The sequence below is a fragment of the Dongia sp. genome (genome assembly GCF_041918875.1).
Classification (GTDB): domain Bacteria; phylum Pseudomonadota; class Alphaproteobacteria; order Dongiales; family Dongiaceae; genus Dongia.
The window spans coordinates 38197-57401 of record NZ_JAYRUV010000012.1 but is presented as its reverse complement, the minus strand read 5'-3'; the positions used below and the strand labels follow the sequence as shown (position 1 = coordinate 57401).

At 64.2% G+C, this 19205-nt stretch carries 23 protein-coding genes; 13 read left to right on the top strand and 10 right to left on the bottom strand.

Annotated features, from left to right (window positions below):
• The first annotated feature begins 298 nt into the window (after nt 1-298).
• The 8 genes from ACE3TY_RS13875 (at nt 299) to ACE3TY_RS13840 (ending at nt 6701) form a co-directional block, all read left to right on the top strand.
• Nucleotides 299-2035, top strand: coding sequence for a SpoIIE family protein phosphatase (locus ACE3TY_RS13875; protein ID WP_374653904.1), 1737 nt, complete (start codon nt 299-301; stop codon nt 2033-2035).
• Nucleotides 2036-2038: 3 nt separating this feature from the next.
• Nucleotides 2039-2374, top strand: coding sequence for an STAS domain-containing protein (locus tag ACE3TY_RS13870; RefSeq protein ID WP_374653902.1), 336 nt, complete (start codon nt 2039-2041; stop codon nt 2372-2374).
• A gap of 26 nt (nt 2375-2400) precedes the next feature.
• Nucleotides 2401-3210 carry an MlaE family ABC transporter permease gene (locus ACE3TY_RS13865; protein ID WP_374653900.1) on the top strand — a complete coding sequence of 270 codons (810 nt, stop codon included), beginning with the start codon at nt 2401-2403 and terminating at the stop codon, nt 3208-3210.
• A 3-nt stretch (nt 3211-3213) separates the two neighbouring features.
• Nucleotides 3214-4071 (top strand): ABC transporter ATP-binding protein, encoded by an 858-nt coding sequence (locus ACE3TY_RS13860; RefSeq protein WP_374653898.1) that lies wholly within the window; start codon nt 3214-3216, stop codon nt 4069-4071.
• Between the two features lie 6 nt (nt 4072-4077).
• Nucleotides 4078-5097: an MlaD family protein gene (locus ACE3TY_RS13855; RefSeq protein WP_374653896.1), complete on the top strand. Its 1020-nt coding sequence runs from the start codon at nt 4078-4080 to the stop codon at nt 5095-5097.
• Complete coding sequence (locus tag ACE3TY_RS13850) at nt 5094-5702, top strand: ABC-type transport auxiliary lipoprotein family protein (RefSeq protein ID WP_374653894.1); 609 nt, start codon at nt 5094-5096, stop codon at nt 5700-5702. The genes ACE3TY_RS13855 and ACE3TY_RS13850 overlap by 4 nt, the downstream gene beginning before the upstream one ends.
• Before the next feature lie 89 nt (nt 5703-5791).
• Nucleotides 5792-6271: a peptidylprolyl isomerase gene (locus tag ACE3TY_RS13845; RefSeq protein WP_374653892.1), complete on the top strand. Its 480-nt coding sequence runs from the start codon at nt 5792-5794 to the stop codon at nt 6269-6271.
• A gap of 145 nt (nt 6272-6416) precedes the next feature.
• Entirely contained in the window at nt 6417-6701 is a 285-nt protein-coding gene (locus ACE3TY_RS13840) for a hypothetical protein (protein ID WP_374653890.1), read from the top strand.
• Nucleotides 6702-6875: 174 nt separating this feature from the next.
• On the opposite strand, the gene ACE3TY_RS13835 is transcribed toward ACE3TY_RS13840, so the two are convergent.
• The 4 genes from ACE3TY_RS13835 to ACE3TY_RS13820 form a co-directional block, all read right to left on the bottom strand.
• Complete coding sequence (locus tag ACE3TY_RS13835; protein ID WP_374653888.1) at nt 6876-7880, bottom strand: hypothetical protein; 1005 nt, start codon at nt 7878-7880, stop codon at nt 6876-6878.
• Nucleotides 7881-8079: 199 nt separating this feature from the next.
• Nucleotides 8080-8652, bottom strand: coding sequence for a hypothetical protein (locus ACE3TY_RS13830; RefSeq protein ID WP_374653886.1), 573 nt, complete (start codon nt 8650-8652; stop codon nt 8080-8082).
• A gap of 430 nt (nt 8653-9082) precedes the next feature.
• Entirely contained in the window at nt 9083-9961 is an 879-nt protein-coding gene (locus ACE3TY_RS13825) for an EamA family transporter (RefSeq protein WP_374653884.1), read from the bottom strand.
• 132 nt (nt 9962-10093) lie between these two features.
• The gene (locus ACE3TY_RS13820) at nt 10094-10393 is read right to left on the bottom strand and encodes an Atu4866 domain-containing protein (RefSeq protein ID WP_374653882.1); all 300 of its coding nucleotides are present in this window, start codon (nt 10391-10393) and stop codon (nt 10094-10096) included.
• 259 nt (nt 10394-10652) lie between these two features.
• Between ACE3TY_RS13820 and ACE3TY_RS13815 the strand changes: the two genes are divergently transcribed.
• Entirely contained in the window at nt 10653-11555 is a 903-nt protein-coding gene (locus ACE3TY_RS13815; RefSeq protein ID WP_374653880.1) for an AraC family transcriptional regulator N-terminal domain-containing protein, read from the top strand.
• On the opposite strand, the gene ACE3TY_RS13810 is transcribed toward ACE3TY_RS13815, so the two are convergent.
• The 4 genes from ACE3TY_RS13810 to ACE3TY_RS13795 form a co-directional block, all read right to left on the bottom strand.
• Nucleotides 11521-12165, bottom strand: a complete 645-nt coding sequence (locus ACE3TY_RS13810; RefSeq protein ID WP_374653878.1) for a transglutaminase-like cysteine peptidase — start codon at nt 12163-12165, stop codon at nt 11521-11523. The genes ACE3TY_RS13815 and ACE3TY_RS13810 overlap by 35 nt on opposite strands.
• Before the next feature lie 128 nt (nt 12166-12293).
• Nucleotides 12294-13703: a methyl-accepting chemotaxis protein gene (locus tag ACE3TY_RS13805; RefSeq protein WP_374653876.1), complete on the bottom strand. Its 1410-nt coding sequence runs from the start codon at nt 13701-13703 to the stop codon at nt 12294-12296.
• Between the two features lie 126 nt (nt 13704-13829).
• Nucleotides 13830-14441, bottom strand: coding sequence for a transglutaminase-like cysteine peptidase (locus ACE3TY_RS13800; protein ID WP_374653874.1), 612 nt, complete (start codon nt 14439-14441; stop codon nt 13830-13832).
• The gene (locus ACE3TY_RS13795) at nt 14438-14806 is read right to left on the bottom strand and encodes a winged helix-turn-helix transcriptional regulator (protein WP_374653872.1); all 369 of its coding nucleotides are present in this window, start codon (nt 14804-14806) and stop codon (nt 14438-14440) included. Before ACE3TY_RS13795 ends, ACE3TY_RS13800 begins: the two co-directional genes overlap by 4 nt.
• Before the next feature lie 129 nt (nt 14807-14935).
• Between ACE3TY_RS13795 and ACE3TY_RS13790 the strand changes: the two genes are divergently transcribed.
• From ACE3TY_RS13790 to ACE3TY_RS13775, 4 genes are all read left to right on the top strand, one after another.
• On the top strand, nt 14936-15322 hold the full coding sequence (locus ACE3TY_RS13790; RefSeq protein ID WP_374653870.1) for a nuclear transport factor 2 family protein: 387 nt from the start codon (nt 14936-14938) through the stop codon (nt 15320-15322).
• A gap of 28 nt (nt 15323-15350) precedes the next feature.
• The gene (locus ACE3TY_RS13785; protein ID WP_374653868.1) at nt 15351-16451 is read left to right on the top strand and encodes an NAD(P)H-dependent flavin oxidoreductase; all 1101 of its coding nucleotides are present in this window, start codon (nt 15351-15353) and stop codon (nt 16449-16451) included.
• Between the two features lie 9 nt (nt 16452-16460).
• Nucleotides 16461-16958, top strand: a complete 498-nt coding sequence (locus ACE3TY_RS13780) for a DUF3828 domain-containing protein (protein WP_374653866.1) — start codon at nt 16461-16463, stop codon at nt 16956-16958.
• Between the two features lie 154 nt (nt 16959-17112).
• Entirely contained in the window at nt 17113-17625 is a 513-nt protein-coding gene (locus tag ACE3TY_RS13775) for a PAS domain-containing protein (protein WP_374653864.1), read from the top strand.
• Here the strand turns inward: ACE3TY_RS13775 and ACE3TY_RS13770 are convergent.
• Both ACE3TY_RS13770 and ACE3TY_RS13765 read right to left on the bottom strand, forming a co-directional pair.
• A complete protein-coding gene (locus ACE3TY_RS13770) occupies nt 17617-18111 on the bottom strand; it encodes a PAS domain-containing protein (protein WP_374653862.1) in 495 nt (164 codons plus the stop codon). The two genes, ACE3TY_RS13775 and ACE3TY_RS13770, sit on opposite strands and share 9 nt — an antisense overlap.
• Before the next feature lie 265 nt (nt 18112-18376).
• Nucleotides 18377-19147: an SDR family NAD(P)-dependent oxidoreductase gene (locus tag ACE3TY_RS13765; RefSeq protein WP_374653860.1), complete on the bottom strand. Its 771-nt coding sequence runs from the start codon at nt 19145-19147 to the stop codon at nt 18377-18379.
• Nucleotides 19148-19205 lie beyond the last annotated feature (58 nt).

Here is a 19205-nt window from a genome sequence, read left to right as displayed (position 1 = left end):
CTATCCCCCAAGCCGAAATTCTTGATCCGGCACTCTTGCGGTGCCCTCGCTCGGTGCCAGCATACACATCCCGGCACGGATCGGAAATGCGCTGGTCGGAAATGCACTGGTCGGAAATGCGTCGGCGCGGTGTGACGGCCCTCTCATCCAGGCGACTTTGCCGGTGTCGCGCTGTTGCTGCCGCCGAAGTGCACGGGCTAGAGTGCCGGCCACACGAAGAACAGGCGTATTTGTTAATGAGCGAGATGGCGGTCCAGGCGACAAGATTCCCGGTGAACCGGTCATGGGCAGGCTCCCGATGAGCAGCCCGGAGGTGGATACGGGCGCCCTCGATTTCGCGGCCACCCTGGCACGTTCCTTCGCCGCCTCGCTCAACGTCGATGCGACCGTCGGCCAGGCCCTTTCCAGCATCATCCAGCTGCTGGAGACCGAGGCGGGCTCGCTGTTCCTGCTCGACGATAGCGGCGGCACCCTGGTCTGCCGCGCCAGCGTCGGTCCGGTCAAGATCGACGGCCTCGCGGTCCCCATGGGCCAGGGCATCGTCGGGCGCACTGTCGCCGAAGACCGGCTGCTGGTGGTCGAGAATGCCTATGAGGATAAGAACTTCTTCAAGGCGGCGGACCAGCGCACCGGCTTCGTCACCCGCTCGATCCTCTGCGCGCCGATGCGCGTGGGCGAAAAGCTCATCGGCGCCGTCCAGGTGCTCAACAAGCTTTCCGGCAAGCCCTTCGACGGCGAGCGTGGCAAAGACGCCAACATGCTGCAGGTCATGGCCAATGCGGCGGCTCTCGCCATTTCCAATGCACGCCTGGCCGACCAGCTCCTGGAACAGGAACGCATCAAGCGCGAACTGGAACTGGCTTCGGAAATCCAGCGCAGCCTGCTGCCGGCCGAGGATGACGATCTGCCGATCTGCGGCATCAATCGCCCGATCCGCGAGGTTTCCGGCGATTTTTATGACTATTTCGAACTGCCCGACGGCACCATTGCCTTTGCCTTGGGCGATGTCTCCGGCAAGGGCATGAATGCCGCCCTGCTGATGGCAAAGACCGCAAGCCTGTTCCGCTGTCTCGGCAAGACCATCCGCGACCCGGCGCGCCTTCTTTCCATCCTCAACCGCGAGATCTGCGAAACCACCAGCCGCGGCATGTTCGTCACCATGGTGGCGGGGCTCTACGAGCCTTCGACCGGCCTGCTGCGCTTTGCCAATGCCGGGCACCTGCCGCCGCTCATCAAATTCCCCGATCATCTCTACGAGACCGTGATGCCCGACGCTCCGCCGCTGGGCATCCTGCGCGAAACGCTGTTCGTCGACCATGAACTCAATCTGGGTGGCGGCCTCTTCGTCGCCTTCTCCGACGGCCTCACCGAGTTCCGCTATGGCGAGGAGGAATTGGGCGTCGATGGGCTCAACCAGCTCCTGGAATACGCCCATACCGGCTCGTTGCGGCAGCGGCTCGACATGGTGCTGGCCGAACTCGACCAGGGCGGCTGGCAGGCCAAGGACGACCTCACCTTGCTGGCGATCGACGACCGGTCGGCCGGCAAGGCCTGGCAGCGGGAACATCCGACCGAAATGGCGACCCCCGCGGAAGGCGATTTCCTGTTCGGCCTGTCCTTCCCGGCCGATCCCAGCCGCCTCAAGCTGATGCGCCCGGCCCTCGAGGCCGCCGCCAAGGCCTGCGACTTCGCCGAGGACGAGGTCCAGGACCTGGTCCTGGCGGCCGGGGAAGCCATCGAAAACATCATGGTCCATGCCTATGGCGGCCAGGCGAAAGGCGAAATCACACTGGCGGTGCATCGCCTGCCGGATGGAATCATGCTCCGTTTGCGCGATTTTGCACCGCGCGTCGATACCGGTAAGATAGAACCAAGACCGCTCGACGAGCTCAGACCCGGTGGATTGGGGACGCATTTCATCCGGGCCATCATGGACGATGCCAGCTTCATCCCCCTGCCGGATGGCGAGGGGAACCTGCTGGAACTTGTCAAACGGCGCCGCCCTGCGGGGGCGGACAGCAAGGGTGGGAATTAGGGGATGTCGGTGGCCAGCATCAAGGAAGAACAAGGCAGGATCGTCATTGCCCTCGAAGGCGATATCGACCTCGAAAATGCCGGCGAGGTCAGGAAGACTCTGCTCGCCAATCTGAAGCAGAAGAAGGATCTGCTGGTCGATCTTTCCGCCGTGACCTATATCGATTCCTCCGGCATCGCCAGCCTGGTCGAGGGGCTGCAGGTCGCCAGGAAGCAGAAGAACGAGCTGTCGCTGGTTTCGGTGAGCCCCCGCGCGCGCCGCGTGCTGGAACTCGCCCGCCTCGACAAGGTCTTCACCATCCATGCCGACGTCGCCGCCGCCCTCGCGGCGAAGGCCTGACGGGGACCGGGCAGAGAGCTTAAGCGATGGCAAATCCCGCCAAGATCCCCGCGAAAATCTTCGAGAGCCTCGGCCGGCGCACGGTCGCGGGGCTCGACGAGATGGGCTATGCGGCGGCGATTTTCTTCGAGGCGATCTATTGGACCCTGACCGGCTGGCGCTACCGGCAGCCGGTGCGCATCACCGCGACCTTTGCCGGCATGATGCAGTTCGGCGTCGCGGCCCTGCCCATCGCCACCCTGCTGGCCGCCACCATCGGACTGATGCTGGCGATCCAGAGCCTCTATTCCCTGGGTCTGTTCGGCGCCGAGCATTACGCCTATATCGGCATCGCCTTGTCCGTCGTGCGCGAATTCAGCCCGATGATCATGGGCATTCTCATCGCCGGCCGATCCGGTTCCGCGATCGCCGCACGCCTCGCCACCATGAGCATCAACCAGGAAGTGGATGCGCTGCAGGTCATGGGCATCAACCCCGTGCGCTTCCTGGTGTCGCCCGTGCTTATCGCGCTCGTCCTCATGATGCCGTGCCTGGCCATGTGGGCCAATCTGGTCTCGATCCTGGCAGCCGGCCTCTACGTGTCGGCCGAGCTCAATCAGTCCTTCGGCGCCTATCTCAACGACACGATCGACGTGCTGAAGACCGGCGACGTGTGGCATGGGCTGGGCAAGGCGACCCTGTTCGGCATCATCATCGCGCTGGTGGGGGTGGTGAACGGCTCCATGGTGCAGGGCGGCGCCGAGGGTGTCGGCAAGGTGACGACGCGCTCGGTCGTCATCTCCATCACGCTCATCGTCGTCGCCGACATGATCTTTGCCTATATGACGACGCAATAAGCCATGACCAGCCAAGCCCTCACGGCCGAAGCCATGAACCAGGCCAACCGCCCCAGCGCCGAGGAGATCGCCGCGCGCCGGAAGGTGATCGAGGTCAGCAAGCTCGACTGGTCCTTCGGCGCGCGCCAGGTGCTCTTCGACATCAATCTCGATGTGCGCGAGGGCGAGATCATGGTGATCATGGGCGGGTCGGGTTCCGGCAAGACGACCTTGCTGCGCCACCTGGTCGGGCTGATGCCGCCGCTGCCCGGCAAGGTCAAGCTGCTGGGCAAGGACATGGGAGCCTTGTCGCGCATGCAGCTTCTGGACTTGAAGCGCCGCATCGGCGTCGCCTTCCAGTTCGGCGCTCTCTTTTCCTCCATGAGCGTTGCCGAAAACGTCAAGCTGCCCTTGCGCGAACTTACCGACCTCGAAGAGCGCACCATGGACATCATGGCCAACATGAAGCTGGAGGTGTGCAACCTTTCCGGTTTCGGCCATCTGATGCCCTCGGACCTTTCCGGCGGCATGATGAAGCGCGCCTCCATCGCCCGCGCCATCGTCATGGATCCCAAGCTCATCTTCCTCGACGAGCCGTCCTCGGGCCTCGATCCGGTGGTCTCCTCGGCGCTCGACGACCTTATTCTGAAGTTGCGCGACGCGATGGACATCTCCGTCGTCGTGGTCAGCCACGATGTCGAGAGCGCCTACAAGATCGCCGACCGCATCACCATCCTCGACAAGGGCCGCATCCTCATTTCGGACCGGGTCGATGCGGTCAGGAATTCCACCAATGAACGGGTGCAGAATTTGCTGCACCGCCGGTCCGAACAGGCCGAGATCGACCCAACCGAATATCTGCGCCGCCTGGCGGGAGACTGAAGAGATATGCGCAACCATTTCCTCAACTACACGGCCGTCGGCGTCTTCGTCGCCGCAATGATCGCGGCCCTGGTCGTCAGCCTGTCCATGCTGGCGGGCCGCACCGGCCCCACCGATTCCTATTCGGTCGTGCTCGACGATGTGACCGACGTCAAATACGGCACCGTCGTGCGTTTCGCGGGCTTTCCCATCGGCCAGGTCGAGGAGATCGCGCCCGAATATAACGAAGGCAAGTACCGCTTCCGCCTGCACATCGCGGTGAAGGAAGGCTGGAAATTCCCGCAGGATTCGATCGCCCGCATCGCCGCCTCGAGCTTCCTTGCCGGCAAGACGCTGGAAATCAATGGCGGCCTCGCCGCCGCTACCATCGCGCCGGGCGGCGAGATTGCCGGCGGGACGGCGGCCGACATGTTCAGCCTGATGGCACAGGTGGCGGGCGAGATCGGCGATCTTTCCAAATCCTCGCTGAAGCCGCTGGTGGCGCGCATCGGCGAGATCATCGACCGCATCGGCAACACGACCGAAACCAATCTGCAGCAGCTGATGGGCTCGCTGAACTCCATCGCCAGCGAAGTCAACACCAAGACGCCCGCCATCGTCGGCAATGTCGAGACCTTCACCGCCCAGATCAATGCCGAGATGGCCAAGGTCGATCAGATCCTGTCGGAGAGGAATATCGGCGCCATCAACAATTCGCTCGCGCATATCGAGACGGCGACCGCCAATGCCGAGGTGGCCAGCGAGGACCTGAAGTCGCTCGGCACCCGCATCACCGCGGTCGCCGACGAGATCAAGGGCATGGTCGCCGAAAACCGCAAGGGCGTCGACAAATCGGTGGCGGACCTCGAATACATTCTGCGCGCGGTGGCGCAGAATATCGATTCCATCACCCACAATCTTGACGGAACCACACGCAACATGAATGAGTTCAGCCGTCTCATCCGGCAGAATCCGGGCCTGCTGCTGTCGGGCAGCAGCCCGGAGGCCGATAAGGGCCTGGGGCAGAATAGCGGGGATGAACAATGAGCCTGAAGATGTTGTCGCGCGGCGCCCTCGTCCTGGGTCTGGCATTTTCCTTGAGCGCCTGCTTCGGCTCGGCCCCGCCAGTGCCCAAGGAGCAGTATTTCCGCCTCATCGCCAGCACCGAACCGGCCGCGGTCGAGAAGCCGGTCGAGGGCGTGGTTGAAGTTCCGCTCTTCCAGGCCGAAGGCGTCATGGGCGAACGTCCGCTGCTCTTCACCAAGGACAATGGCATGAAGCTCGAGCAGCGCAATTATGCCTATTGGACCGACCCGCCCCCGGCGATGCTGCGCGACCAGCTGGTGGCCTATCTGCGCGCCGCCAGGCTCGCCGGCGACGTCGTCCCCAGCGAGCTGCGCGTCAATGCGCAGTTCCGCGTCGAAGGCCGCATCAAGCGCCTGGAACAGCTGGATGGCGCCAGGAATGGCGGCGCCATCGCGCTGGAGCTGGCCCTCATCGACAAATCGACCGACGCCATCGTCGCCTCGGGAACCTACGAGGTCACCAAGGAGGCGAGCGGCCCCAATATCGACGATGCCGTGCATGCCCTCAATGCCGGCCTTAACGAGATTTTCGCCCGGTTCGCGGCCGATCTCGCCCAGCGTGGTTGAGTTTGGGGGCCGATCGGCATAGATAGGCCGCCTCCATTGAATTTGCGCCCCCTCGAAGAAGGTGCGGCACGACCTGAAAGGAAAAGACCATGTCCCGCGGCGACCTCAAGGTGCACGATCTCTCGGCCGAGAAGATCAGGAGCCTCAAAGCCTGCACCATCTCGACCAGCAAAGGCGACATGAAGCTGGAAATGTTCCCGGAAGAGGCGCCCAACACGGTGGCCAACTTCTATGTCCTGGCAGAGGACAAATTCTATGACGGGCTCAATTTCCACCGCGTCATTCCGGGTTTCGTGGCCCAGGGCGGCTGCCCGACCGGCAGCGGCACCGGCGGCCCCGGCTGGCGCATCGCGTGCGAGACCAAGGGCAATCCCCACAAGCATGTCGAAGGCGCCCTTTCCATGGCCCATGCCGGCCGCGACACCGGCGGCTCACAATTTTTTCTGGTACTGGAGAAACAGCCGCATCTCGATGGCGGCCATACGGTGTTCGGCCAGATCGTCGAAGGGCTCGACGTCCTACAATCCCTAGAGATGGGCGACGAGATCAACCACATCCGGTTTGAATGACCGCAAATTCCTAAAAAGCCGGACTTCTAAGTCCGGCCAATAGGTTAGCGGAATCTCCGAAACCTGTTGTTAAGAAATGACGCCTAAACTCCGACTGTCAGGTGTTCGGCAAGGGGCCGGCACGACATGGTCTAGGGGCGCAATCATGGGACGTGCTTTACTGAACTGGCTGCCGTGGCATCGCGACGCGAATGTCCTGGCGGAGGACGAGATCGAACGTCTGGACGTGGGCTCGGTCCTCATTGAAATTTCCGACAAGCTGCCGGTCCATATGTACCCGCATTGGCGCATCGAAAAGCGCTTCCAGGGTCCTGGCGACCAGGCGCATGTCGCCTTGCGCAACATCAGCGATCCTTATGCCCACAAGCTGCTGGCCGTCTCGTCGCTGATTTCGGCGCGCCGCTTCCAGCTGCAGGCCGACGCCTCGTAATTTCAGCCTCCCTCCTTTCGAGCGCTTCGGTTTTTCCCGGAATCGCTTTTTCGCTTCACCCAACCCCTCGCCCCGCCCGTCGACGAATGCCGACATGCGCCGTCGGCGGGGCGAGGGGCGTTTCCGTCAAACCGTGAAATCCCCTGAAGCGGCAGAATAGCGCTCTGGCGGCATTCAGCCGCCGCCGTTGCCGGCGGGGGCCGTGGTCGGCGGCAGGGGCGAGAATATGGTCGTCCCCGGCGTGGCCGGCGGTGTCGTTGCCGGCAGAGCGGTCTCCGCATTCGGCTTTGCCGCCCCGTCCCGTGATTCCGCACCCGGCGTTTTCGCACCCGACGTCTTTACACTTTGCGCGCCGGGCGCCAACAGGCTGTCCAGAAGCCTCGACCAGTTCTTGTCCCGTGCGAGCGCCGGCGCGGTCTTGCGTTGCGCTTTTTCAGAACCCGCGACCGGCGGCGGAGCAGTGGAGATAGCGGCGGCCCGTTCCGCTTCATCATTCCTTATGCGCGAATCCTTCTTTGCATCCTTTGGGCCGGCATCCTTTGAGGCAGGCGCATGCTCCTGCGGGAGATCGGCCAGGAAACCTGCCGGCGCGCCCGGTTGCGTCTTCGGCATGGCGGCCACCGGCCGGGTCGGCAGCGGAGCCGGGTCATGCGTTGCAACCCGCGGTCCCGCGACGAGGCCGATCAGCAAGGCGAGGCCGAACAGCGACCTCATTATCGGCATTGGCCGCGATGAGCGCCGCATATCCGCCGCGGAACGAACCGGGCCGATGGCGAAGATGCGATCCTCGGGGTCGATGGCGATCGGCGGCGGCTGCATCGGCCCCTCCTGCCGCTTCGGCGCCGCATCGGCGGCCGGCGCGGTACCGTCGGCGCCGGGAATTTCAGGAGCGCCGAACTTATCGAGATAATCCTCGAAGGAAAGGGCCTGCGCCGGCGGCAGGCCGGCCGCCGCCAGAACGGAATCGTCGATTCCCTCGCGGATACGCAGATAGCGCCGATAGGCGTCGCCAGCCGCATCCGGCCCGGAAGGCAATCCTGGGGCAGCCTTCGGCGGCCGTCCCGGCTGGTCGTAGAGGGGCGGCTCGTTCAGGGCGCGGCGATGCTTCTGTCGGATCAGATCCTCCAGATCCGAATCCGGCAGGTCGCTGACCTCGACTGGTTTCTCCAGAGCTGACATTTCCTGCTGCTCATAAAAGACGCCGCGCGACAAAATGCATTCCCGGCCAAATGCATTCACCGCACGCGTCGACACGCCATTGCGGCCACAAACTTGCCCGCGCGGAAAGTCACATGAGGGTGAACAGGGCATCTGGGGACTTCGCTCCCCTGCTTCCGCCCGCCCACAGAATTGTCGCAAACAGGGTGCGCGGTTTGCCCTATCTGTCCTCGGTCCGCGACTGCCAGCGTTGCGATCCGGCCTTTTCCGACCCTACCGGGTCGCCACTGGCGAAGAAGTCGGCGATGGAATCCCAGAAAGCCGGTTGGCGGGCGCGCGCCTGCTTGGGTGGTGACTGGGCCGCTTTCACGCGCGGCTTCTTCTTGATCACGGGCGTCGCTTCATCCGCGGCGGCGGGCTTGGCCTTCGGCAGCAATGTCCGCGGCGTCGTCGCGGCTGACGACACGATGGGAGGCAACACAGCGGGAGGTAGGGCAACGGGCTTCGGCACGGGGGACGATGCGGATGCCGCGGCCGGAGCCGGCAGCAGTTCCACCATTCCGGCAACCGGCGACGGCCGCGGCACTCTGTCCGCCAATGCAACCGATGGCGCCGGCGCCGCTATCGCCGCAATCGTCCCGTTGCTACCCGTCGGCGCGCGTGGCGCCGCCGCGGCAATGACGATAGGCGCGGCGGCGGTAGGCATCGCCGGCCCGCGCGCGTCGCGGCGCATCTCGTTGAGCAGCATGCCGGCGACGAAGGCAGCACCCAGGCCGACGGTGAAGATGAACATGCCGGATCGCCCCGTGCCGCGCGCCGCTCCAGGTTTAGCAGGCGCACGAGCACGGCTCGGCGCTCGCGCCCTTGGCTTCAGCTCCGTCACGTCGGCCAGGCCGCGCGTGGCGGATCTCGCCCGCAGCGCGGCGGCATAGGCGTCGTATGAAAGCTGATCCGCCGTCGGAAGACCGGCAGCCCTCAGCGCCGCGCCACCCACACCCTGCTTGATCCGCAGGAAGCTCTCATAGCTCGGCGGGTCGGGAGCCCGGAATGAACTTGGGGCCCGGGATGGACTTGGCTGAGCGATATCAGACCGCATGCGACCGGCTTCCCGCAAATACACGTCACGCAGCCGAAAAATAGCATGGGATCCGGCGCCTGGCGGGCGGGGAACGCCGCCGTTACAGAAAAGTTTCAGCCGACCGCCCCAGTCGGGGAAATCGCGCCTAGTGAAGCAGGACGGCGCCCAACGCCACCAGGCTAACCGAGGCATAGCGGCGCTTGCGGAAACGCTCCTTGAGCAGGAAGGCGCTCATGATCGCGGCGAAGATGACGCTGGTCTCGCGGAGCGCGCTCACCTGCGCGAAGGCACCGCTCTTCATGGCGAAGATCGAGATGCCATAGGCGCCGGCCGAGAGAATTCCGCCGGCAAGGCCCAGTTTCCAGGCGCCGGACCAATAGGCAAGAGCCGGCCGCAAACCGCGCCGCCACAGGCAGAAGGCGACCAGCATCGGCGCATCGAGTGCAAACAGCCAGGCGATGTAGCCGAACTGCTGCGCCTCGGTGGCGCCCGCACTGCGCACGCCAAGGCCGTCGCACAGCATATAGCCCATGATGCAGATGCCGGTGAGGAGGCCGAAGGCGACCGGCTCCCATTTATGCTTGCCGGTCAGCGGCTTTTCGACCGACAGGCTGAGGATGCCGATGGAGATCGCGGCCACACCCGCCATCTGCCAGCCGGCCAGGATTTCATAGGGCGGCAGGATCCAGGCGGAGACGGCGACCAGCAGCGGCGCCGAGCCGCGCGCGATCGGATAGACCTGGCTCAACTCCCCATGCCGGTATGCCAGCACCAGGAAGAGGTAATAGCCGAGATGAGTGAGAAGCGAGCCCAGCAGGTAGATCCAGCTCGCGGAATCCGGCACGGACGTGGCGAACAGGAACGGGACGGCGACCAGCCCGGCAAGGCCCATTGTGAGGCCCATATTGAGCAGCGTGTCGTTGCCGATCTTGACCATCACGTTCCAGCTGGCATGCATCACGGCCGCGAGCAGGACAAGGAGGGTCATGGAGAGGGAAAGCGTATGCATGATGGCGCCGACCATGACAGATGCATGTCATCCTGCCCAATCGCTTGTTTCGATGGGGCCATAGATGAAACCGCATAGGTGACGCCCTAAAGATAGGGACGGCGTATGGGATGGAGGCCATAAACGGATCGGAGGGGCCGGGACCGTTCATGCCCTCAGGTAGACATAGTCGCCGATCCGCAGCACATCGCCACTTATCTCGCCGGTGAGGACGAAGTCGAAATCGTCGACAAAGCGGATTTTGGTGCCCTTGCAGGAATAGCGCCCGCTATAGGTTCCCTGGCGGTCGCCTTGCGTCTTGCTGTAGCGGCCGTCGCCGGTCAGCGACAGGCGCGTCAGCCCGTCCCGGCTGTCGACCCAGTCGCCCCGGACAGCCTGGGAAAGCCCGATCTCCGGACGGTCGGGCTGCGGGAGCGGACTTGCGGTCGGGGGCAGGAAGTCCAACATCTGATCCTCCGCATCGAAAGGTGGTTACAGGCCAAAGGTGATTGCGGGCAGGGGGTGTGCCGGCAATGCTCTGCGACGGATCATGCGCGATGGCTGCCCCGGACCGGTAGACCAGAACTGTTTCATTCTTGCCCGATCCTCCATGAACAAGAATTGTCACTTTCCCGGAAACTGTCGGCGCCTATATGGTTTGCATAGCCAAATCGGGCTTACTTACTGATTTTTTGTATAATTTCAGGTCAGACCAAGGAATTCCCTCATGGACAGACAAGCCGAGTTTGCCGCCCTGATTGAACGAAACGCCAGTGGGGAAGGCATTACATCAACCGCTCTGCCGCGCCTGGACGTGATCAAGGCCAGCAAGCCGTCCGAGCCGATGCATGGCGTGCACCAGCCGGCCATCTGTATCCTCGCCCAGGGCCGCAAGCAGGTGATCCTGGGCGGCAACATCTATTTCTACGATGCCAGCCGCTATCTCGTGGTCTCGGTCGACGTGCCCATCGTCGGCCAGGTGGTCGATGCGACCCCCGAGGAACCCTATCTTTCGATCCGCCTGCGGCTCGATCCCCATCTCATCAGCGAACTGATCCTCGATGCGGGGCTGGCCGGGGAGGCGAACGGCGATGCCGGCCCCTCGCTCAGCCTCAGTTCCGTGACGCCCGAACTGCTCGATGCCGTCATCCGCATGCTGCGCCTCCTCGACAATCCGCGCGATATCGCGGTGCTGGGGCCCCTGGCCGAGCGGGAGATCCTCTACCGGCTGCTCAAGGGCCCCGACCTCATGCGCCTGCGCCAGATCGCCCAGGCCGACAGCAAGCTGCAGCGTGTCACCCGCGCCATTTCCTGGATCAAGCAGCATTTCACCGAGCCCTTCAGCATCGACGCCCTGGCTTCGGAAGCGCGCATGAGCGCCTCGGCGCTGCATCATCATTTCAAGCAGGTGACGGCGATGAGCCCGCTCCAGTACCAGAAGCAGCTGCGCCTGCAGGAAGCGCGCCGGCTCATCCTGGTGCAAGGATCGGATGCGGCCAGCGCCGGCCACCAGGTAGGCTATGAATCGCCCTCGCAATTCAGCCGCGAATATAGCCGCCTGTTCGGGGCGCCGCCCTTGCGCGATGCCAACCGCCTCAAAGCGACGCCGGAAGCACTGATGACGGCTTGACCGTTGCCTTGCGCGGCGTCTCGTGCCGCCACCAGCCGGTCTCATTGAGTGAATAGACCGGCTGGTAATAGCCGACCGAATTGGCCGGCACCACGTCCTTGATCTGATTGTCGAGCATGAGTGGCGTCCCGCCCGCATAGACGATCAACACCGCATGCCCTTCGCCGCCCAGGGCGAGGTTGCGCAAGGCGAGGATGCGCATCTCGCTTGCAGGAACGCCCAGCGCCTTCAACGCCATGAACTTGGCGATGGCATAATCTTCGCAGTCGCCGCGGCGCTTGAGGAATTCGAAGGGCGTCTCCCAGTAATCCTCCTTGCCCCAGTTGCGCGCATCGCGGATATAGCGCGTGGCATTGAAATGGTCGTTAACCGAACGCAGCTGCGTCGCAAGGTCGGCGCCCCGAAGGCTGTCGATCAGATCATGCCAGCCGGCCATGGTACAATCGGCCGCTTCGCACGGCGCGCTTTCCCGCCAGCGGGACAGCATGGACATCCATTTAGGGAACCGGCCGAGGTCCGGTCCCGCAAATTCCTGCGAGCCGAACAGCGATGGATAGACGCGCGATTCCGCCAGCGGCACCGATGCCAGGCCGGCCAGCAATAACGCCATTGCCAATCGATATAGTACACGCAATGCCACCCTCCGACGATCCGGTGCGGCCATTGTCGAGCGCCGCCGATTTCCAACAGGTTAATCGGACCGCCCCGGAGATGGATGGAAAACCCGAATATGCTGGGTTATCTGCTCAGCACGTCGAGATGGCGCAGCACCTCGACCGAGGCCTGCTCGACCGCCTCGATCTCCTTGAGGGCCTTGTCGAGCTGGCCTGCGGCGAAGAAGCGCGCGGCTTCCTTGCCATGGCGATGGACGGCGGCATGCGGCGCTTCAAGGGCGCGGAAATCCCCGGCATCGCGGAAATCGCGCGAGGCTTCGCTGTAATACCATTTGCCCAGGCGACAAGAATGATGGTCGCTCAGTTCCTCGGCGCGCAGTTTGGCGCGCCCGACCGACATGTCGACCAGCCGCTTCTTCCAGATCACGTGGTCGGCCTTGGCCAGGCGCGTGATCTTGTGCGGGAAGTCGCATTGGGCGAGGCGCTGCAATTGCGAACCGAGATGGCCCTGATTGCTGTCGATGACCTCGGCCAGGCTGGTCACTTCCGCAACGTTTGCGGTGGCCAGTTCGGCGATGCCGGTGATGCCGCGCGAAACCTCGTCGATGGCGGCGTTCTGCTCGGCAAGGATGCCGGCGATCTCGTCCATCTTGCTGCTGACGGTGACCGTGCGGGTGCCGGCTTCGTCGATCTTGGCGGCAAGGTCGCTCATCTCGGCCGTGCCCGTGGCGACGGCTGCGGCACCTCCCGACATCGCCTCGACGATGCGTGCCATCTCGCTGCGCAGGCGGCCGATGCGCGCCTTGATATCGTCGGTGGCCTGGCTCGTCTGCTTGGAGAGGTTCTTGACCTCGGTCGCCACCACCGCGAAGCCCTTGCCGTATTCGCCGGCGCGTGCCGCTTCGATCGTGGCATTCAGGGCCAGCAGGTTGGTCTGGCTGGCGATCGCTTCGATGGTGGCGACGATCGAGCCGATCTCCTCCGAAGCGGCGCTAAGGTCGCTCACCTTGGCGCTGGCATCCTGGACCGAGGTGGCGATGCCTTCCATCGAGCCGGTAACGCGCCGGACAGCGCTCACCCCCGCTTCGACGATGCTGCGCATCTCGCCTGCTTCATCGGCGGCGGCATGGCTGGTTTCGCTGATGGCCTTCACCGAGGCCACCATCTCGGTCGAGGCGCTGGCGAGGATCTGCGTCTGCTCCGACGTATGGCGCGCGGCGGAAATCAGGCGTGCGCTGCGGATCGCCGCTTCGTTGCTGTTGATGGTGAGCGCCACATTGGCGTCGAGGTCGCGCGAGGCTTGCGCCTGCAGGCTGACGGCGAGCTGGCGCACGGCTTCGGTCAACTCCTTGGCGGCCCGGTCCTCGGGCAGCGCCTGGCGGCAACCCAAATCCTTTTCGAAATTGCCGGCGGCCAGATCCCGCAGGCACTGCGCCAACGCAAGATGAAATTCATCCGCACTCGAAGCGGATGGCACCAGCGCCGCCCCCAATTGGACAATGGCGCTGTTCTTCCCCCGACTGAACCCAAACATCACAATCCCACATTTTAATTGTTGTTTTGTGAGTTATCGGGGATTGCTGGTTAAACAAATGTAAAAATGCTCGATAATTTTTGCTATCATCTTAATAGCAGGATGTTTTCCTATGCAGGACTGTCGTCAGCGCCGGTGCAGCCACCAGCCCGTTTCGCTGAGCGAGAAGATCGGCAGATAGTGCTTCACGCTGTTGGCCGGCACCACGCTCTTTATCTGGTTGTCGAGGAGCAGCGGCGTGTCGCCGTCATAGACGATGAGCACGGCATGGCCCACATCGAGATTGAGATCGCGCAGCGCCAGCACGCGCATGTCTTCCACCGGGATGCCCAGTTCCTTCAGTGCCATGAACTTGGCGATGGCGTAATCCTCGCAATCGCCGTCCATCTTGAGGAACTGATAGGGCGTCGCCCAATAATCCTCGATCCCCCAATTCTTCATGTCGACGATATAGCGCTCGCCGTTGAAGAAGCGGTTGACCTCCTTGATCCGGGTCATGCGGTCGGCGTTCCTGAGTTCCTCCAGGAGATCGGCCCAGCCGTCGGTCGTGCAGGTCTCGCCCTCGCAAGGTGCCGCATTGTGCCAGCGCCCCAGCATGTCGCTCCATTTGGGAAACTTCCTGATCCCCTGATTGGCGAATTCCTTGGAATTGAAGAGCGGCGGATAGGCCCGCGCCTCGGCCGCAATCGGCAACAGCAGCAGGCCCGGCAGAAGGATGAGCGGGCGCCACCGGATCATTCGGCGACCTTGCCAGTCTTGCCTTGCTGCGTCTTCAGCTTCCGGCCCACGGCGACGATGGCCTCGATCGCCGGCACCAGTTCGCGCCCCAGCGCTGTCAGTTCGTAATCGACCGAGGGCGGCGAGGTCGGCCGCTCCACGCGCGCCACCACACCCTTGGCCGCGAGATCGCGCAGCCGCGCACTCAGCATCTTGGGCGAGATGGGCGGCATGTCGCGCTTGAGTTCGCCGAAGCGGCGCGGGCCGCCGGAAAGATGCCACACCAGGTTGGGCGTCCAGGCGCCACCCAGCAGCGCCATGCATTCGCCCACCGCGCAGGTTTCCGGCACCGCCGCGGCGCGACTCCTTCTCTGGATCAAGGCCATGTTCGTTTCCCGGTTACTGCGCGGTTACCGGAAAATGAAACCGGCCGGCGCGGCAGCAGTATACATCGGTTACCATATCGCTCTAAGCTCCTCCGCCGCAAGAAAGACCTGATCCCAGGAGTTGTGAGAATGGACCCGCGTTACCAGGAAATCGTCGCCGCCCTCGATGTCTATTTCGACGGGCTCTATCATTCCGACACAAGGCGCCTTGGCCAGGTCTTCCATCCGCAGGCGATCTATGCCTGCGCCACCGAAGGCACGCTCACCTATCACACGATGGCCAGCTACTTCCCCGTGGTCGATGCACGGCCCGCCCCCGCTGCCCGCAACGAAAAGCGTGCCGACCGCATCGTCTCCATCCAGTTCGCGGGTCCGGTTACCGCCGTCGCCACGGTCAATTGCGCGATCGGCCCCAAGTTCTTCACCGATCTCCTCACCTTCGTGAAGCTCGACGGGCGCTGGCAGATCATGTCCAAGGTGTTTCACTTCGACCTGCGCCCGGATCAGGCGGCGTAGGAAACAGGCGGCTTGGGAGGAAATAGCCATGTGGCCCGATCGCAGGCTGACCAGCCTATTCGGCATCGACCATCCGATCCTGCAGGCCCCGATGGCCGGCCCCTGCTACGCCGACATGGCGGTCGCGGTCGCGGAAGCGGGCGGCCTCGGCGCCCTGCCGACGGCGACCTTCACGCCGGAACAGGCGCGGGCCGAACTGCAGATCATCCGCCAGCAGACCGCCAGGCCCATCAATCTCAACTTCTTCTGCCACCGGCCGCCCGACATCGACGCGGCGCGCGAGGCTGGATGGCGCGCGCGTCTCAAGCCCTTCTACGAGGAATTCGGCATCGATCCCACGGCGCCCATTCCCGCCAGCAACCGCGCGCCCTTCAATGATGCGCTTTGCCAACTGGTCGAGGAGTTCAGGCCGCGGGTGGTGAGCTTCCATTTCGGCCTGCCGGACGAACCCCTGCTGGCCCGGGTCCGCGCCACGGGCGCCCGGATCATTTCCTCCGCCACCACGGTCGAGGAAGCCCTGTGGCTCGAGGCGCACGGCGCCGACGCGATCGTCGCGCAAGGAGCCGAGGCGGGCGGCCATCGCGGCATCTTTCTCGGCAACGCCGCGCTCGACAATGCGGACCCGCTCGACATTGCCGGAACCCAGGCCGGCACCATGGCCCTGGTGCCGCAGGTGGTGGATGCGGTGAAGGTCCCGGTCATCGCCGCCGGCGGCATTGCCGACGCGCGCGGCATCGCCGCCGCCTTTGCGCTTGGCGCTGCCGGCGTGCAGATCGGCACGGCCTATCTCTTCTGTCCCGAGGCACGGATCAGCGCGCCGCACCGCGCGGCGCTCCTCTCCGCCAGGGACAATCAGACCGCCCTCACCAACATCTTCACCGGAAGGCCGGCGCGCGGCCTCGTCAACCGCATCATGCGCGAGCTCGGCCCCATCACGCGTGACGCTCCGGCTTTTCCCACGGCCGGCGGCGCGCTGGCGCCGCTGAAAGCGAAGGCCGAGGCGCAGGGCTCGGGCGATTTCGGCGCGCTCTGGGCGGGTCAGGCAGCTAGTCTCGGGCGTGCCTTGCCGGCCGGCGACCTCACGCGGACGCTCGCGGCGGAGGCGTTGGAAAGACTGCACCGCCCATAGAGGATGCACATGCTGACTGGACTGCTTCGCCCGCTGCTCATCGCCGCCGCCTTCGTCATTGCCGGCTGCGCCGCGCCAGGGCCCGGGGCCGTGGCCGAGGAAGGCTTCGCGAGCCCGCAGGATCTGCTGAACGAACTCTACGGCCATTATGCCGACAAGCCGGCCGGCAGCGGCGTCGATCTCGGCGACGAGGCCACGATCGAGAAGTATTTCACGCCCGAGATGGCGGCGAAGATCGAGGCCGATGCCAGGCAGGCCGCCGCTGCCCAGGAGGTTCCGGCGCTCAATGGCGATCCCTTCGTCGATTCGCAGGATTGGCAAGTGACGGACCTGGCCGTCGCGGTCGCGAAATCGGCCGAGCCAGACAAGACGATGGCCGCGATAACGTTCAGGAATTACGGCGAGGCGAAGGAACTGAAGCTCTCTCTCGCCAAGACCGCGCGCGGCTGGCAGATCGCCGATATCGATTGGGGCCATGACCGGCTCTCGAAGATCTTCGGGGAATGAGCGCCTTGCCGGCAAAGCCGTTCACCGTCATCGCCCAGGCACATCCCGGCAAGGAAGCGGAACTGCTGGCTGTCCTGGTTGGATTGCGATACTCAGCCTGAACCTGAACCGGGCGGACTCGACAGCGGCCCAGGCTTGGGGCCATGCTGACGGCATGAGCCAAGAGACCGAACCGAAGGGCAGCGTCGCGGCACTCCTCAGATATTGGCGCAGCCTGGCGGGCGGCGCGGCGCCGCAGCGCTCAGATATCGACCCGGCAGCCATCAAGCTGCTGCTGCCCTATCTCTATATCGTCAGGTACGAGACCGGGCCGTTTCGTGTCCGCTACGTCCTCACCGGCACCGAGACCGACCGGTGGAACGGCTTCAGCCTGACCGGCCGCTATATCGACGAATTCCTGAGCGCCGACAAATATGGCGCCAACCGCCACCTGCTGGGTTGCTATATCCGCGCCTACGAAACCGGAGCGCCGGTCTTTGGAACCTATGACTGGCCGACCCGCGCCGGCACCATGCTCGAGGTGCGGTTCGGCATGTTTCCCCTGCGCGTGGGCGAGAGCATTGCCCAGTGCCTCGCCATCGAAGACTATTCTGGCTTTCCGCCGGCGATCGCCGCCGACGGCATTCCGTTCGAGGATCCGGCGAAGGCGGCCCCGAACTCAAACTGAGTCGGAGGCCGCGCGCTTTTCCAGCGGGATAAGCAGGACGACCAGCATGGCGATTTCAGCCGGGTTCGCCGGATCGGCCAGCGGCAAGGTGAGTGCTTCGTAGAACAGCCGCCGATTGTTCATGACCAGCTCGCGCCGCGCATAGCGCGGAATGCGCGACGCCACCGCCGTCCGGTAGAGTTCCACCACATAGGGCGCGTAATCGGGTGGCAGCAATTCGTCGGCATATCTGCCGGTGTAGTCGCCATCGCGGAAGAAATTGATCAGCGCCGTGCCGTAGAGCCGGAAGCGGAAGCGCATCGGATCGCGCTCGACATCCACCAGAATCAGGTGCCCAAGGGCATAGGGGAAATCCAGCGGATCGAGATCGGCCCGCGTCGGCATTTCGCGCCTGTCCTTCCTGGCAAGCCAATACTCGAAGAACCGACGCAGTATCGGCTGATGGATGTCGTTGGCGAAAGCGACGGGATCGAAACCTGTCTGCACGCTTGCCGGCCTTTCTCAACCTTGCCGCTTGACGCTTGCGGCGTGCGGTGCCGTCCAGCCGTTTCATCAACGGTGCGCGAAGAAGCATAGGTGCGAAGCCGGCAAGCGGCAAGAATCGCGGGGATGTGAGGTGCGTTCAGGAAGATTAACTTAACGATGCCGCCGCCTCTGGACCTTCCAGCCGAGGCTGCGCATGAAGGCTTCGCTGCGGTCGGTATAGTCGCCAGGCAGGCCGCGCCGCGGATTCCATCCGTCCTTTGACGCTCTATTGCGCGGTGTTGCCGCCATCGACCAGCATGGCATGCCCGGTCATGAAGCTGGCTTCGTCGGAGGCCAGGAAGGCCACGGCCTGGGCGATTTCCGGCGGCTGGCCGACGCGGCCCATGGGAATGGCCTCGCCGTTTTTCCTGAGCCCTTCCGCCGCTTCGTCGCCGCGATGGAGGATGCCGCCCACCAGCATCGGCGTTTCCACGTCGCCCGGGCATACGGCGTTGACGCGGATCCCTTGCCTGGCATGGTCCAGCGCCATCGCCTTGGTCATCATGACGACGGCGCCTTTCGACGTGCAATAGGCAAGCTCGCGCCTGCCCGCCACCACCGCCCAGTCGGAAGCGATATTGACGATGGCACCGCCCCTATTGCTCCGCTCGAACTGGCTCACCATCTGCCGGATGGCGGCGCGGCTGAAGCGGAAGACGGCATCGACGTTGACACCCATGACGCGGGCGAAATCCTCGTCCGAGGTTTCCAGGATATTGCCGCGATGGATGATGCCGGCATTGTTGACCAGTATGTCGAGCCTGCCATGCTCCGCCACCGCCTGCCCCACCAGCTTTTCGGCAAGGCCCTTCTCCATCACGTCGCCCGCCACGAAGGCGGCGCCGATGTGCCGGGCCAAGCCCTCGCCCGCCGCCGCGTTGCGGCCGGTCAGGATGAGCTTCGCCCCTTCGCGCGCGAAACGCTCGGCGATGGCAAAGCCGATACCCGATGTGGCGCCGGTCACCAGCGCCACCTTGCCGTCCAGTCTTCCGCTCATGGTCGTCCCCTGAAATCCACCTGCATGCCCGGCCAGATCTTAGGGAAATGGGCTGCTG

Coding starts and splice junctions, on each gene's coding strand:
- ACE3TY_RS13875 (WP_374653904.1), top strand. CDS start 299: ATGAGCAGCCCGGAGGTGGATACGGGCGCCCTCGATTTCGCGGCCACC.
- ACE3TY_RS13870 (WP_374653902.1), top strand. CDS start 2,039: ATGTCGGTGGCCAGCATCAAGGAAGAACAAGGCAGGATCGTCATTGCC.
- ACE3TY_RS13865 (WP_374653900.1), top strand. CDS start 2,401: ATGGCAAATCCCGCCAAGATCCCCGCGAAAATCTTCGAGAGCCTCGGC.
- ACE3TY_RS13860 (WP_374653898.1), top strand. CDS start 3,214: ATGACCAGCCAAGCCCTCACGGCCGAAGCCATGAACCAGGCCAACCGC.
- ACE3TY_RS13855 (WP_374653896.1), top strand. CDS start 4,078: ATGCGCAACCATTTCCTCAACTACACGGCCGTCGGCGTCTTCGTCGCC.
- ACE3TY_RS13850 (WP_374653894.1), top strand. CDS start 5,094: ATGAGCCTGAAGATGTTGTCGCGCGGCGCCCTCGTCCTGGGTCTGGCA.
- ACE3TY_RS13845 (WP_374653892.1), top strand. CDS start 5,792: ATGTCCCGCGGCGACCTCAAGGTGCACGATCTCTCGGCCGAGAAGATC.
- ACE3TY_RS13840 (WP_374653890.1), top strand. CDS start 6,417: ATGGGACGTGCTTTACTGAACTGGCTGCCGTGGCATCGCGACGCGAAT.
- ACE3TY_RS13835 (WP_374653888.1), bottom strand. CDS start 7,880: ATGTCAGCTCTGGAGAAACCAGTCGAGGTCAGCGACCTGCCGGATTCG.
- ACE3TY_RS13830 (WP_374653886.1), bottom strand. CDS start 8,652: ATGTTCATCTTCACCGTCGGCCTGGGTGCTGCCTTCGTCGCCGGCATG.
- ACE3TY_RS13825 (WP_374653884.1), bottom strand. CDS start 9,961: ATGGTCGGCGCCATCATGCATACGCTTTCCCTCTCCATGACCCTCCTT.
- ACE3TY_RS13820 (WP_374653882.1), bottom strand. CDS start 10,393: ATGTTGGACTTCCTGCCCCCGACCGCAAGTCCGCTCCCGCAGCCCGAC.
- ACE3TY_RS13815 (WP_374653880.1), top strand. CDS start 10,653: ATGGACAGACAAGCCGAGTTTGCCGCCCTGATTGAACGAAACGCCAGT.
- ACE3TY_RS13810 (WP_374653878.1), bottom strand. CDS start 12,165: ATGGCGTTATTGCTGGCCGGCCTGGCATCGGTGCCGCTGGCGGAATCG.
- ACE3TY_RS13805 (WP_374653876.1), bottom strand. CDS start 13,703: ATGTTTGGGTTCAGTCGGGGGAAGAACAGCGCCATTGTCCAATTGGGG.
- ACE3TY_RS13800 (WP_374653874.1), bottom strand. CDS start 14,441: ATGATCCGGTGGCGCCCGCTCATCCTTCTGCCGGGCCTGCTGCTGTTG.
- ACE3TY_RS13795 (WP_374653872.1), bottom strand. CDS start 14,806: ATGGCCTTGATCCAGAGAAGGAGTCGCGCCGCGGCGGTGCCGGAAACC.
- ACE3TY_RS13790 (WP_374653870.1), top strand. CDS start 14,936: ATGGACCCGCGTTACCAGGAAATCGTCGCCGCCCTCGATGTCTATTTC.
- ACE3TY_RS13785 (WP_374653868.1), top strand. CDS start 15,351: ATGTGGCCCGATCGCAGGCTGACCAGCCTATTCGGCATCGACCATCCG.
- ACE3TY_RS13780 (WP_374653866.1), top strand. CDS start 16,461: ATGCTGACTGGACTGCTTCGCCCGCTGCTCATCGCCGCCGCCTTCGTC.
- ACE3TY_RS13775 (WP_374653864.1), top strand. CDS start 17,113: ATGAGCCAAGAGACCGAACCGAAGGGCAGCGTCGCGGCACTCCTCAGA.
- ACE3TY_RS13765 (WP_374653860.1), bottom strand. CDS start 19,147: ATGAGCGGAAGACTGGACGGCAAGGTGGCGCTGGTGACCGGCGCCACA.